The 14221-nt window shown below is 35.3% G+C and carries 14 protein-coding genes; all 14 read right to left on the bottom strand.

The genetic code is table 11. The features are described from left to right. Positions 1 to 414: 414 nt before the first annotated feature. Entirely contained in the window at positions 415 to 1557 is a 1143-nt protein-coding gene (locus DSM02_RS09580) for a hypothetical protein (protein WP_128765424.1), read from the bottom strand. 133 nt (positions 1558 to 1690) lie between these two features. After that, positions 1691 to 2518, bottom strand: coding sequence for a hypothetical protein (locus DSM02_RS09585; RefSeq protein ID WP_128765425.1), 828 nt, complete (start codon positions 2516 to 2518; stop codon positions 1691 to 1693). An 847-nt stretch (positions 2519 to 3365) separates the two neighbouring features. Continuing rightward, positions 3366 to 3827 carry a GNAT family N-acetyltransferase gene (locus DSM02_RS09590; protein ID WP_128765426.1) on the bottom strand — a complete coding sequence of 154 codons (462 nt, stop codon included), beginning with the start codon at positions 3825 to 3827 and terminating at the stop codon, positions 3366 to 3368. Between the two features lie 529 nt (positions 3828 to 4356). Beyond that, the gene (locus DSM02_RS09595) at positions 4357 to 5268 is read right to left on the bottom strand and encodes a helix-turn-helix domain-containing protein (protein ID WP_128765427.1); all 912 of its coding nucleotides are present in this window, start codon (positions 5266 to 5268) and stop codon (positions 4357 to 4359) included. Continuing rightward, positions 5255 to 5608, bottom strand: a complete 354-nt coding sequence (locus DSM02_RS09600) for a DUF4345 family protein (protein ID WP_164918280.1) — start codon at positions 5606 to 5608, stop codon at positions 5255 to 5257. Before DSM02_RS09600 ends, DSM02_RS09595 begins: the two co-directional genes overlap by 14 nt. Before the next feature lie 5 nt (positions 5609 to 5613). After that, complete coding sequence (locus tag DSM02_RS09605; protein WP_128765429.1) at positions 5614 to 6528, bottom strand: alpha/beta hydrolase; 915 nt, start codon at positions 6526 to 6528, stop codon at positions 5614 to 5616. Between the two features lie 155 nt (positions 6529 to 6683). Further along, positions 6684 to 7604, bottom strand: a complete 921-nt coding sequence (locus DSM02_RS09610; RefSeq protein ID WP_128765430.1) for a helix-turn-helix domain-containing protein — start codon at positions 7602 to 7604, stop codon at positions 6684 to 6686. 9 nt (positions 7605 to 7613) lie between these two features. After that, the gene (locus DSM02_RS09615) at positions 7614 to 8513 is read right to left on the bottom strand and encodes an NAD(P)H-binding protein (RefSeq protein ID WP_128765431.1); all 900 of its coding nucleotides are present in this window, start codon (positions 8511 to 8513) and stop codon (positions 7614 to 7616) included. Positions 8514 to 8688: 175 nt separating this feature from the next. Further along, positions 8689 to 9141: a helix-turn-helix domain-containing protein gene (locus DSM02_RS09620; RefSeq protein ID WP_205875126.1), complete on the bottom strand. Its 453-nt coding sequence runs from the start codon at positions 9139 to 9141 to the stop codon at positions 8689 to 8691. Positions 9142 to 9362: 221 nt separating this feature from the next. Next, a complete protein-coding gene (locus DSM02_RS09625; protein WP_128765432.1) occupies positions 9363 to 9854 on the bottom strand; it encodes an anthrone oxygenase family protein in 492 nt (163 codons plus the stop codon). Positions 9855 to 9859: 5 nt separating this feature from the next. Beyond that, on the bottom strand, positions 9860 to 11005 hold the full coding sequence (locus DSM02_RS09630; RefSeq protein WP_128765433.1) for an FAD-dependent oxidoreductase: 1146 nt from the start codon (positions 11003 to 11005) through the stop codon (positions 9860 to 9862). 30 nt (positions 11006 to 11035) lie between these two features. Further along, positions 11036 to 11794, bottom strand: a complete 759-nt coding sequence (locus DSM02_RS09635) for a helix-turn-helix domain-containing protein (protein ID WP_128765434.1) — start codon at positions 11792 to 11794, stop codon at positions 11036 to 11038. 418 nt (positions 11795 to 12212) lie between these two features. Next, a complete protein-coding gene (locus tag DSM02_RS09640) occupies positions 12213 to 13481 on the bottom strand; it encodes a chloride channel protein (protein ID WP_128765435.1) in 1269 nt (422 codons plus the stop codon). A 167-nt stretch (positions 13482 to 13648) separates the two neighbouring features. Then, positions 13649 to 14116 carry an HNH endonuclease domain-containing protein gene (locus DSM02_RS09645; protein WP_164918281.1) on the bottom strand — a complete coding sequence of 156 codons (468 nt, stop codon included), beginning with the start codon at positions 14114 to 14116 and terminating at the stop codon, positions 13649 to 13651. Positions 14117 to 14221 lie beyond the last annotated feature (105 nt).

A 14221-nucleotide genomic window follows, 5' to 3' on the forward strand; every position in this document is an offset into this window, starting at 1 on the left:
CTTCATCAGAGGTTCATTTGCATTCATCTCCAGTATTCATACCTGACCAGCTCACGGCATAGCCTTTTCCATAACGCTCAATACCTTGGCGCTGCCACCAAAGCACCTTATGGTGGTTTAACGCTCTCCCCTGTAGGACAACATTGGTGGGTCACTTCGACTGCGCTCAGCACAGGCGGCTCCACCATCTTATAAACAGTTGCGTAACGACTTTCAGCCGGTCGTTACTCTCGGCACACATATGGCTCGTAGCGTGCAAATTAGAAAATTATTTTCGGTTGAGCACAAGCCAGATTTTTAAATTTTACTATTTATCTTTTCTATTGGAAATCGTCAAATTTAAAAATTTGGCGACTTATCAAAAATGCCTTAATTTCGTTTAGTTAACTAATTAGCTATGATCTATATACGTTGTTAGCGGCTGTGATTTTCGTTCCAATCTATTAATGTTACTTCATTGTTTTTTATAATCATTACAGAAACTTCTCGGTCTAATGCAGTTCCATAGTGATCCATACTAATCAACGTGTATTTTCCGTAAGTTTTTGTTATTGGGTCGTGAGTGTATTTATCATTGTTGAATAACGGATTTACAATTTGTATTTCCTTGCCATCAATTTCTGCTAAAAATGTGCTCTCATTTAGATATGTTAGGAATAATGTTCGATTATTTATTTCAAAAGTTGAAAATAGTTGAATTCCAAAAAGGTCTAAGGTTTTGTTGAATTCTTCCGATATTCCTTTATAACCGAGATTTCCTCGTTCTATTTTCAGTTGACTACTATTCGCTTTATCTAATTTTCTTGGGTCAGCAATGACTTTGATTTCAGATGTTCCCATCATATGTCCTAAATGAGCCAAAATCTGGTATTGTCCATTTTTTTTGGTGACTGTGTTCGAGCAAGTTAATTCCGTATAATAAGTGTCTTTACTTTTCCTGTCATAGAAGTAAATTGTTCCGCCAAATTCGCCACTACATTTTCGGTAAACAATAAAATTATTGTCTGCAAAGAGTATTGGTATTTCCTTTAATGGTTTCTCGGCTCTTGTATTCTTCCATTTGCCAGTTGACCAAACGAACAGTCCACCGAAAATGAATGATTTGTTAGAAGCATATAATTGACCATCTATTAGCCAATGATATTTGAACTTCTTGGTGTTCAATTTTTTTTCGAGTGTTTTGTTTCTTTCGTATGTTTCTATACTATGGCAAACAAATTTCCCATTTCCAAACAAGGAAATAAGATTGCTTTCATAGATAACAGATTGAGATTTCGGATAGTTGATATAATTATCGTCCCAATCATCAAAGTCATCCGTGTAATAGGGATTTTCAAAAACGAGTGTATCTATTTTAATTTCGATAGGATTATCGCTTATAGAGACATTAAATTCTTTTGACTTGTACAATGAGCTTTCGGTTACGCTATCTTGAGGTTTCATTCCCAAACCAGAACTGTTATATCTAAAATTTTCAATCAGTTTTTCAAAATTTTGTGCCTGTGATTGCGAGCAAATTACAAGTGTTAATAATATGTACAGGTGTTTTTTCATCATTGCCGCTAACGTTTTTGTATATGGTTTGTTGCGTGGTTTAAGCAACTAATTTAGTAAACAATTACCGACCAAGAAAGTCCGCGAGGACTTTCGTAAGTAGGAAAGAACTAGCAATAAATTATATACGGCTTAGTTAATGTCCAGGAATTCCTCTATTTCTCCCGCCATTTTGACTTACTCCATATTCGTCTTTGTATTTTAAAAGTTCGTAAATAGGATTTATATCTTCCACAATAACTTCGTTCAAATCCATTAATAAAAATAGTATATCTCCGATTTCAGTTAATTTGAAATTATTTGGAACGATACCATTTCTTGTACTTGTCATTGTGTTATTATTGTCCAAGATTCCTAAATTCATTAGTTCAAAAATATCTTGTTTAAGAATTTCTGTGTCCAATGAATACGTTGCATTTTCATACCAAATATATGGTTCTTTGAGGATTAACGTTCTGTCAAAATTATCTATTCTTCCATAAAAGGCTACAATACAGATTTTTCTATATGTGAAACTTTCCGATATATTCAGTATTTGGTTTGCTGTTTCGTAAGATATATTTTGGTCAAAAATGGTTTTTTCATAGATTTTCGATAGAAAGTGAATTTTCTTTTCTTGATATTGGTCTTTACATTTCAGTATTATTCCTTCAAATAATTCTTCTGCGCTACTTCGTCCATTTTGATTATCGAAGAAATTATCTTGTCTTATTTGCTCTCCGTTTTCAAGTTTTTCTGTTACTCCACTTAATATATAAACTGTTGAAGCTGAAACACGAATTTCTTGTCGATTGGATAATTGGCGGTTTACAATTTCTTTTATTCCGTGTGTTAGTGCTACTCCAAGAGCTCCGCCTGCAATAGCTCCTAATGGACCTCCAATTAGTCCTAAAGCACCACCAATTCCACCGCCAACAATGTCGGTTCCTTTATCCAAATATTTCTTTAGTTCTTCGCGTTTCATTTAATTATGCCTAACTTGTTATATCAACACTAAATATATACATATCCCCTTAAATTTTACGGGATATCAACACTTTAACGTTGTATTTTTAAAAATAGACCTTTGTCTTGGAAGTTATTTACAGAATCCTGAATCCCCTGATTTAAACTAAAAAAAGAGGATAAATCCCCTTAAAAACATCCTTCTATTCGATTGTAATTCCAGTTTTCTTCGGGTGTTTTTCGAGAAACACCCCCTTTTACCGAAGCGCTCTCGAAGGAGACCCGAACGAGACTCGAAGCAATCTCTACTGGCTTAATGCTATTTTCCTTTTTAAATGAGACTTACACTAGTGAGCCACCAGTCACAGACTGGCGGGAGCGGGGCAAACGCGAAATTAGCTTTATTATAAAGAATTTTGAAAAATTCAAATATATTATTCTATTTAAACTTTTAAAGAAATTAACCTCTTCTGGGAAAGATTAACTGAATGAAAAGGAGAAATTGGGAATTGTGGCAAAACTTTTCGAGAAAGCTCTTTACCTGAAATGAAGCATTTTAAGGGAATGTGTTGGGTGAATATCGAAAGTTAAATTTTAATCGGTCTATGCTATGAGCAATGACGATTTATACGCATTTACTCTTCCGAATTTCTAAAGATAGCAAAAATCTAAAAACTTTCTATTTAGCACATTACCAAACCGGCTTACAGGGAGCGGATCTCTCCACATGATTAGCGTTAGCATTTTATGTTATTAAATTATGGATAATTTTCGATTACTTCTTTTATTTCAAAGAGTCCTGCATTTCTAAACTCTTCTACAAAACTACTTATTTTAGAGTTGTGGAATCAGCACCGGGAAAATAATTAATCCTCATTTATCTCATTATCAGGTTTCCAGTTATGTTTCTCAATAACCATCGGAGTAATTGGATATCCAAAAAACCTGGTTTTTGATCCTTCGACTTTACCGCCCATTTTTAAGATCATACCCACGGTAATATCTCTAGCATCAACTTTTATTCTATTTATATTCATTTGGAAAAGTTCCGTTAAAGAAGTGTTCACTAGTCTCTTACCCACCCCTAAGCCTCTTAATTCAGGATGGAGTGCCAAACGTCCCCAATGCCACTCTTCATTTTCTTTCCAAGCTGCTACCGTACCTACAACTTTGTTATTATCAATTATACACCACCATAGTTGCTCTTTGCCGTTTAAGGGAATTAGCTTTTTGGGAATGTTTTGTTCCTTATAAAAAATACTTTCCAGAAATTGTAATGCATTGAAAGATAGATCTGGAGGTAGATACTGAATTTTATAAGTTGACATCGTAAAAATAGTTAGTTGAAAACAGATTCATATATTCAAAGCTTAATATTCCTTATAAAAAGGTACCTATTAATTTCATTATGAAAAAACTTAAGTATATTACTTGCTTATGGCAAACTTATAACATCAACTTGATTATGGTAAGTAATATCGAGAGAAAGGAAAAAGAGATCAATGATAAAATTAGGGTTTAACCGTAATTATGTTTGTAGTATGGGCTTGCTCGAAAAGACGGTATTGAGCAGTAATTATTCCCTGACGGAACCGCATTTATTGTATATTATTAGCACACATACAAAAACGACTGCATTGTCGGGCAAATGAAGATGGGCAACTGTGTCCCAATTTCTGTTTTTGAATTTTACTTTTCGCATTTTCTTATTTTAAGTTTTAGAATGCAAAATTCGTGTTCCTTTAAAACTGAAATGTTTCCATATCAAGGTTGTTTGTAACCAAATCGGGGTTGGGAGGTCGGGTTAAGTGTCTGCTATAACCGTTAGCAACTATGCCTTTTAGTCAATTTGCAATATCAGTTAAAAGAATGGCGAAACTCTATAGGTGACATTTCGGTTTTCTTTTTAAAAAGTCGGTTGAATGATTGTGGTTGTTCAAAACCTAATTCATAGGCAATTTCACTAACGGACAAATTTGTCGTTAAAAGTTTTTCTTTTGCATTTTCAATGAGTTTTTCATGAATGTGTTGTTGGGCGCTTTGCCCTGTCAGGAAACGCAACATATCACTTAAATAATTTGCGGAATAATTGAGTTGATTGGCTAAGTATTCAACTGTTGGCACTCCCCTTTTAAGTGTTTCTGCGGTATCAAAATAATCTTTTAGCAATTGCTCCATCTTAGAAAGCAAATCATTGTTTAGGGTTTTTCGGGTAATGAATTGACGTTCGTAAAAACGATTGCAATAGTTCAAAAGCAAATCAATTTGCGAAAGAATAATATCTTGGGTGTGTTTGTCAATATGTTGATATTCCTTTTCTATTTTTTGATAAATCTCAATAATATTTTGCTCTTCCTGATGCGAAAGGTGCAAGGCTTCATTTAGGGAGTATGAAAAATAGCCATAATTTTTTATTGTGCTTTGTAATGGGTGTTTATTCAAAAAATCAGGATGAAAAATCAATACATATCCTGTCCCAATCGTTTCATTAAAAGCGTTCGATTCACCAACTTCGACCGATTGAACTTGTTTGGGTGCAATAAACGTCATTGTCCCTTTGTCAAAATCATAATATTGTTGCCCGTATTTTATTTTGGATTGGATATTATTTTTTAACGATATAGTATAAAAATCAGTAGTAAAATGTTGCCAGAAATCAGCGTCTACAGCATGTATCTCTGAAACCAAAACCACACTTACCAACGGATGTAAAGGCGGTGGAAGGGATAGTAAACGATGAAATTCAGATAAAGAGTTAATTGTTTGCATATCTATATAAAATTCCAAAAATGAGTAAGGCGACAATTTCTATAGTTAGCCAAAGTAATTGTTTTGAAAAGAAGCCGTGTAAAACAAATCCGAATAAACGGGCTATAACAATTCCCAAAATTAAAAAAAACAATACTGCACACGCCAATAGTTTCCAATTACTCCATTGATTGTAAAAAATTAACAATATCCCCAAACCAGTTAGAAAACCCCATTTAACCCGAATTTCAATCATCTGATAGGCATTTTCCGGCAAAGGAATTTTGCTGATTATGTTTGGTTTGTATGTTAGCACACAACCAGCCAAGATCATAACTACCCCAATTATTTTAATCGGCATATTCATTATGCCTGTAAAAGATTTTCCTGAAAGAAGGGTACTAATTTATCCAATGCTTCGGCTGTTGCTTCGGGTTTGTCGTATAAATCATAATGGCTCGCCCCTTTTACGATATGGATTTGCTTGCTTTTGGAAGCTGCTTTATTGTATAATTCAAAACCATCTCTGTAAGAGCCGAATGCACCCACTTTGTCGCCAACAATAACCAATAATGGTTGTTTCAATAAAACATCGGCAAGATGAAAAGCATCAAACTTTATTAAGTTCGCCATACTTGTAAAAAGCAATTTATTGTTCGCAGTCGGGTATTCGCCTCTTGGGGTTCTGTAATAATCAATGGCCTCCAACATATCCTTTTCCTTTATGCCTGCCTGTTTTGCTTCTTCAGCAGAATTAGGTGTCCAATTGGTAATCATTGGCTCTGCTCCTTTTGCTTCAGCAGTTCTTTGTGAAGAAACAGCTTTTAATGTTTCTATAAAGTTTATTTCTCTAAATGCTCTACCCGTATTGGTGCCTACAACTGTTCCAACTGCTTTTATTCGCTTTTCTGTCATTGCAGCATTTGCTGCGTAACCACCACCTGCACAAATGCCCAGCAAGCCGATATGCTCTTTATCTACAAAATTTAACGTGATAAGATAATCTACTGCATAGCGTATGTCCTCTACACGGGTTGCAGGGTCTTCCAAATATCTTGGTTCTCCGCCACTTTCGCCCTGGAAAGAGGCATCATAAGCCACTGCAATAAATCCTTTCGAGGCAAATTTTCCGGCATATAAACCAGCGGTTTGTTCTTTCACACTACTCCCAGGATGAACGCAGACAATAGCTGGATACTTTTGTGATTCATCAAAATTGTCGGGCAAATGAAGATGGGCAACTGTGTCCCAATTTCTGTTTTTGAATTTTACTTTTTGCATTTTCTTATTTTAAGTTTTAGAATGCAAAATTCGTGTTCCTTTAAAACGGAAATGTTTCCATATCAAGGTTGTTTGTAACCAAATCGGGGTTGGGATGTCGGGTTAAGTGTCTGCTATAACCGTTAACAACTATGCCTTTTAGTCAATTTGCAATATCAGTTAAAAGAATGGCGAAACTCTATAGGTGACCTTTCTGTTTTCCTTCTAAAAAACTTACTAAACGACTGTGAATGTTCAAAGCCCAATGTATAAGCAATTTCACTTACTGACAAATTGGTAGTTGATAACTTTTCTTTTGCTTTCTCAATCAATTTTTCGTGGATATGTTGTTGTGTGCTTTGCCCCGTTAAGGTTTTCAATAAACCACTTAAATAGTTAGGTGATACATTTAGTTCCTTAGCAATATTTTGAACTGTAGGCAATCCACTTTCTACCAAACTGTCCTGATCGAAATATTCTTTAAGTATTTCTTCCAGACGATTTAATATGGTATGGTTGTGTATTTTTCTGGTTATAAATTGACGATGATAAAATCTGTCTGAATAGTTGAGTAACACTTCTATTTGTGAAATGATGAGGGGTTGGCTAAACTTATCAATATTAGAAATATACTCCTGTTTTATACTTTGGAAAATACTGATAATTGTGGTCTCTTCTTTATCTGAAAGATGTAGCGCTTCATTGACCGAATAACTAAAGAATTCGTGTTGTTTTATAGTTTTTCTCAATGGACTTTGCCATAAAAAATCGGGATGAATGAGCAGCATCCACCCCGAAAGCTTATAATCTCCCTGTGTTTCGACTGAAAACACCTGTTTGGGAGCAATAAAAAATACAATGCCTTCATCAAAATCATAGGTTTGTTGACCATACTTGTATTTTACCGTAGAATCAATATTTCTTTTTAAAGCAATAGAATAAAAGTCAAATATCCAACTGCTTAGCCCATCAGCTGGAAGATTCCTTATTTCATCTAAATTTATAACACTCATCAATGGATGTTCTGGTTTAGGTAAACCTCGAAATTGATGGTACTCGCAAATTGTTTTGAAATGGTGAGGCATTGTGTTTTTCATAATCTATGGCTACAGTTGATTATACGCTTTAGCAAAATCTTTAGCAAAATCTTTCATCTTAACTTCGCCCATATTTTTGGGTTTATGTTGGTTATAATGTTCGTACAATAAACCACTGTTTATAGCTGCATACATTTCGGTCATAGCCGCGGCAATGGCTGGTTGCATTCCTGCAGCTTTCAGGCCCTCGGTCAGCTGATTATCTGCTAAGGTAACCCATTTTAAGTGTGGATTTCCTATAGATTCACCTAAGATTTTTGCCAATTCATAATAGGTAAGTTCATCACTTACCACATACCTTACTTTGTGGCCGGCAAGTGGCGAGGTAATCTCTTCGGCAATGACGCTAGCAATATCCGCCGGTGATACCCAAGCATTTATAACTTCACCTTCGATATTAGAAGCTATAATTCCGTTTTCCTTTGCGGAATGAACTTGCGGCAGCAAATTGTAATAAAATTCGGTAGGACGAATGTGAGTAATAGCAACATCCGAAGGCAAAACATTGAGTATGCTTTCAACATAAAAAGTACCTTGAAGTATCCCGTTACCCTCTTTCATATGAGCACCAATGCTACTTAGATTAACGGCCTTTTTCACTCCACTTTGTGCTATGGCTTGTGCGTAGTTATTCCCCAGATTTTTATAATAGGCAAGTAAATCAAGATGATGGTCAAAATAGTTTGCCGGTGGCACCATACAAAATACAGCATCAACACCTGTAAATGCTGAATTAATAAAATCAACATCTTCTAAAGAGCCAATTGCTGCTGTAGCTCCTATAGCTTCAATGTCTTTTTGCCTTTCGGCGTTACTGCTTATCACTGTTACTAAATGTCCTTTTTGAACTAACTCCTGCGTTAGCGGTCTACCTATGTGGCCTAATGAGCCTGAAAGTGTAATTTTCATCTGTTCTGTTTTTTTAAGTGCATTGCAAAATTGCTCAACAAAATTCAGCAGAAACAGAAGGATTTCTGTAGCCTAATATATGGTTCTTGTAGTCTAATGTAAGGTCTATTATTTTTATTTAATTGAAGAACTAAAAACGCTGTTTTTTAAATCCGTTGCAAGCAGTAGTAATTTTTCAATTAAATGCTGCTCTGAATTGCAAAGGCGTTTGTTGTGTGTTTTTTTTAAACATAGTACTGAACGATTGAGGGTATTCAAATCCCAAATCATAAGCAATTTCCTTTATGCTCAAATTAGTTGCGGAGAGCAGTTCTTTAGCACTTTCAACTATGGATTTTGGAATATGGGTTTGCACATTTCTTCCTGTAGTATTTTTCAATAAATCACTCAAATAATTAGGAGAGATATTGAGTTTCTCTGCAATATAGTTGACTGTTGGAACACCCGATAGTGTAGCGTCACTTTTTAAGTACGCATCCGTTAATTCTTCCATTTTTACTACCATATCATGCTTTACAGAACTTCTTGTCAAAAACTGCCTATTATGAAAACGCTTTGCATAATTGAGAAGCAGGTCAATATGCGATTCTATTAAATCCTGACTGTAATGGTCAATAACTAGCAGCATCGTCACTCAACCTAAAGTGCAGTTTTTTGTTGCAAGTCCACTATGAAGAGGTAAACCTTTGAAAACAATCTATTAAAAACTATACGATATTTTAAAACTGTATTTAATGTTAAATTTTAAGCGCTCTTATTTTTACTCACCTCCCAGGACTCAAAACCCCGGGTTTCGATCAGGTAGTTACAACTGTTTTGAACTGCATAATTCACTGCTCTTTCCATTCTTTACACTTGTCTTAATTTGTATAATTTGTTCAGCGATAAACTATACAACATAACAATTCCAAAAGTTATAAACGTCCTTACCCAATTCATATTTGCCCATTCTCTCCAAGCTGTCGTTAATGTTTGAATGTCGGCTGTACTATTTAGGTCAAACATTATGTCGTTTCGTGGAAGGAAATAAGCAAATGTGAGCAAATCTATAATGAGAATTAAAAAAAGAGCTGAAATATTATAAAGTCTTATTTGCTTATCGTTTTTCCAAAAACGTATGACGCTATTGATTCCAAGAATATGTATTACGATGCCGAATATTTTAAATAAGTTAGATGGGCTTTTTGTCGTGAAATAATTTCTTGCTGTTTCAATAGAAGATGGAATATGTGTTCCCCAATTTGGGTCGTAAACAATTGAATTGTAAATGTTTACAAATAAAACCCCAATGTTTACTATGATTGCTAAAAATAAAACGATTTTTTTTATTTGGCTTTTCATAGCGTTTATTGATTAAAATTGTTAAACATATCTACGATAAATTGCAACCCGTTTTGCTTATGAAATTTAACAGTATTCTGAATAGTAATTTCTGTAACTTCTTTTGCTCTTTTAAACATTTTGGTTTCGTAGTTTTCAAAAGCTGACCGTACATTTTCCATATGAAGTAATTCTTCGCTTAATTCCAAAGCATCAAGCATAGCCATATTTACGCCTTCGCCTGCATATGGTGGCATTCTGTGGGCTGCATCGCCAATGATGGTTAGGTTACTTTGAGTTGTCCAATGTTGGTCAGATGAAAAATGATACAGTGGTCTTGGCACAATGGTCATTTTGTTTGTTGCAAATAGTTCGTGATAAATTGTATTCCAATTTGAAAAGTTTGTTTCGAACCATTTTTTAACATCATTTAAATTATAAAAGTTGATTCCACTTTCTTTTACCCAATTTGAATCTACTTTTTCGCCTGTGTAAAATGCAATGCTTCCATCGCCTTTTGTGCTTAAAATAATTGATTGTTGATTTCCAAAGGCGAATATTTTTCCACCTTTGAGTAAACTGAAAATGTTTGGTGTGTTTTTCTCTGCATCATAAATATTCCCTTCAATAATAGTAACGCCAGAATAAATTGGCTTTATATCGCTTAAATAAGGTCTTATTTTAGAGTTTGCTCCATCCGCTCCAATTACAAAATCAGCATAAAATTGTTTTCCGTTTTTGAAAAGTAGTTTCCAACCATCATTTTCCTTTTCCATTGAATCGAATTGACTGTTCCAAATAACAGTATCGGGTTGTAACGATTCCAATAAAATTTGTCTTAAAGGTCCACGGTCAATTTCTGGTCGATGTTCTGCTATGTGTTCTTCGGTATGATCGTCCAAATAGATTTTCCCATTGTTGTCCATAAGTCGCAACTTACCTGCATCAGGCAAATAGTTGGCGTAAAAGGCATCTAATAGATTTGCTTTTTTGAGCGCCGCTAAACCCGATTCTTCGTGTAAGTCGAGGTTTGCACCCTGCACTCTTGAATCTTTATTGATGTCACGTTCATATACCGTAATGTTACAACCGTCTTGTTGTAAAAGTCTTGCCAATGTTAAGCCACCTGGACCACCACCAACTATTGCAATTTTCTTGTATTTTATATTCATTACCGTAAAATTTTAGATTACGGCACAAAATTACTTCTTGGGTAAAGTAGTAAATTGTATAAATCGGTCGTTTTGGTTTTTGGTTAATTGTTTAGGATTTACACCCGCCATTTTTTTTACTTCCTTTATAAAATGGGCTTGGTCAGAGAAGTTTTGTTCGGGAAAAAGTTTGCCCTCTTTGATATGTTGAAATGAAGCTCTGAATCGAAGAATATTGCAATAGGCTTTTAAGGGAATGCCATATTGTTGGTTGAAATAACGATTTATTTGTCGGCTACTCCAAAACACCTTTTCGGATAGTTCAGCAACAGTCATCGATCCGTTTGAATTATAGATTAATTCAAAAAGTTTTTGTTTTCTAGTGTCTATTACACTTGGTAAAAGTGACTTGATTTGTTGCGTTGCTTTTTTACAGAATAATTCAAAATCTAAAAGGTCTAAGGAGTTAAAACTCCAAAAGTTATCAGGCAAATTTTTTCCTTTGTTCAACAATTTTGAAATATTCTGTTGCAATATATACTCTGTTACAAGTGGTTTAAAACTTATTGCAAAGGTTGTTCTGTTCGCTTTGATAGTAGATTGTTCTGGATTTGTACCTATTCCTAAAAGTGTAATATGAAAAGGTTCAGTTGTTGATTGTGAAAAAAATACGTCAATTCTTCCGTCAGGTAAAATTACGACTTGCTTGTCGCTGTCATTTGGATTGTGTAACATCCAAAAACTCTCGACAAAGTCAGCTAGTAATTTGTCAGGTTTTGCGAATTTGTATTCTATGTCGTTACTGTCCAATTTTTGTCGCTATTTGTTGTCGGTTGGGTGGCGCTAAACTTGCCACTAACGTTTTAGTGTAACAGGCGTTGGGTGGTTCAGCAACTAAGATAGTTAAAAACATAACCATCACGGTTGCGGGTATTTTCCGAAAGGTAAAATAGAAACAATGTTTGTCACACGGTATGAGTAACTCGTTATATCCTGATAAATATACCCAATATCCCCCCTAATTTTTCTGCAGTAACCGGAAGTTTTGTTCCTTTTCATCAATTGATAGCACTACATTCTCTATACACAATATTACTAAATACCGTTGAATACAAAAATAAACCTATCTAACAGCAGGTTAAGTCAACCCGGCGTTCATGCCAGATTTCCCTTATGTACAGGTATAGGCTGTACTTACCAGACTAACGCTTAATTATGTACCTATTTTTCATACTTTCTCCATTTGGGAACTTATAAAAGGTATTCTGGGTGCCAGGAAATAGCCTGTTAAACTTGCAAAAAAGATCGGGATAATATGACCAAAACCAGTGAGGGTTGCTAGGAGTATTGTGGTACTCATGGGTGTGCGGGTAACGCAGGCATTTATAGCAGCCATACAACTCACTACCGCCAAAGTCAAATTTAATGCAGGAAAGAGTTGGTGCAGAATTAGTCCCAGGGTGGCTCCAACAAAAAACAGCGGAATAATAAACCCACCTCTCCAACCTGATGTTACCGTAATTGATATAGCTATAATTTTAAAAAACAATATTGCAAACAACAAAGTCAGTGGGAAATTGCCCAAGAGGAGTTCATTAATTTCGTGATGCCCAAAGTATCGGGTTATTGGAAAGTAGAATGCTATTATTCCGAGTAAAACTCCTCCAATTAGCGTTTTGAGATAAATGGGAATTTGCCTTTTCTCGAAAATTGATTTAAAAAACTTGGTACAAAAAATAAATACCCAACCAAAAGAAGCTCCAATAATTGCAAATAGAACTGCATAGCCAAAATCAAAAATTCCTGAATATTCATAAGCTGATAGATCCCAGACGGGTCCAAGTCCTAAATGAATAATTAATGCGAAAACTAAATAGCTGAAGCAACTTGCTACAAATGCAGGAATAATTGCTTTGTAATATTCAACTGCGTGTTTGTGATGCAAAATTTCTAATGAAAACAGACTACCACCTAGAGGAGCCCCAAATAGAGCTGTAAACCCTGAAGCCATTCCTGCAATACTTAGTGATCTTAACTCTTCTCCTTTTAATCGAAACAATTTACCTAGCCAAGTTCCCGTGGACCCTGTTACTTGAACCAATGGAGCTTCTGGTCCTAAACTACCTCCTGATGCAACACACAGCAAAGAAGAGAGAATCATTGAAGGATTGCTTTTAGGGTCTAGTTTACCTTTATTAAATCGGATATTGTTGACAATCAAGTGTATTTCTCCCGGATCTCCTATCCAATGAATTATCAAGCCTGCAAAAAGTCCGCAAATAGCCATTAATGGAATTACTTGCCAACCGCTAAAAAAAGACAATTGATGCGTCAAAAACTCAAGTCCAATCCAATACATTCCTGCAATTACTCCACCTATTAAGCCAAGTAGCCCCCATAATAAAAAGGGCCGACTGAAAACAAATGGGTTAAATCGGACAGGTTGATCTAAAATAGCTAAGTAGGTTACTAATTTTCTTCTTTGTTTTAATTTCATTGATTCATCTCTGTTTTAGGAGTCATAGCATGGCAATCAATTTCAAAATTATCAGTTTATTCTTTAAAAGTAGCAGAAGAATACGCTATATCTAACGAAACTCAACTATGAAGAGGTAAGCCTTTAAAAACTATACGATATTTTAAAACTGTATTTAATGTTAAATTTTAAGCGCTCTGATTTTTCCTTACATCCCACGCTTCAAAACCCCGGGTTTCGATCAGGTAGTTGCAAGAGTTTTGCAATTGGGTGATGCCCTGAGATTTCCAACTGTCAAACGTATGATTTCCCAAAAGCGCTACCTGAATTTCTTTTTCAAAGCGTTGTTGTTGATGCTTGTGCAGTATTTCCCAATATTCCAGTATATGACCGCGTTGGTGCTCTATAAGGTCTGGAGCTGGGATCTTATCGCGTTTCTGAGCATTGATCTTAGCTGTTGCAGGCAACAGGTTCCAAAGGTCGTTGTTTTTCCAGACGGAAAAAGGAATGACGTGATCTATAGCATAGTTGCTGATCTTTTTCCCGGTCCATACACAATGTACTTGACCCTGAGTGTCAAGTATATCCTGATACAACTTTTTAGACTCCGCGATATGACGCGCGGTTATGGGACTTTTTAAAACTTCGTTGAGCACCCGATTAACAGAAAGTTCTTGGCCGGAGGCATTGACCGAAAACTCAGCCCATTTAAAGAGAATGGCATCCTGCCCACCTATAAAACTGCCTAAAATTTTAAACGC

Origin of the sequence: Leeuwenhoekiella polynyae, from assembly GCF_004104075.1 — a bacterium.
GTDB classification, from domain to species: domain Bacteria; phylum Bacteroidota; class Bacteroidia; order Flavobacteriales; family Flavobacteriaceae; genus Leeuwenhoekiella; species Leeuwenhoekiella polynyae.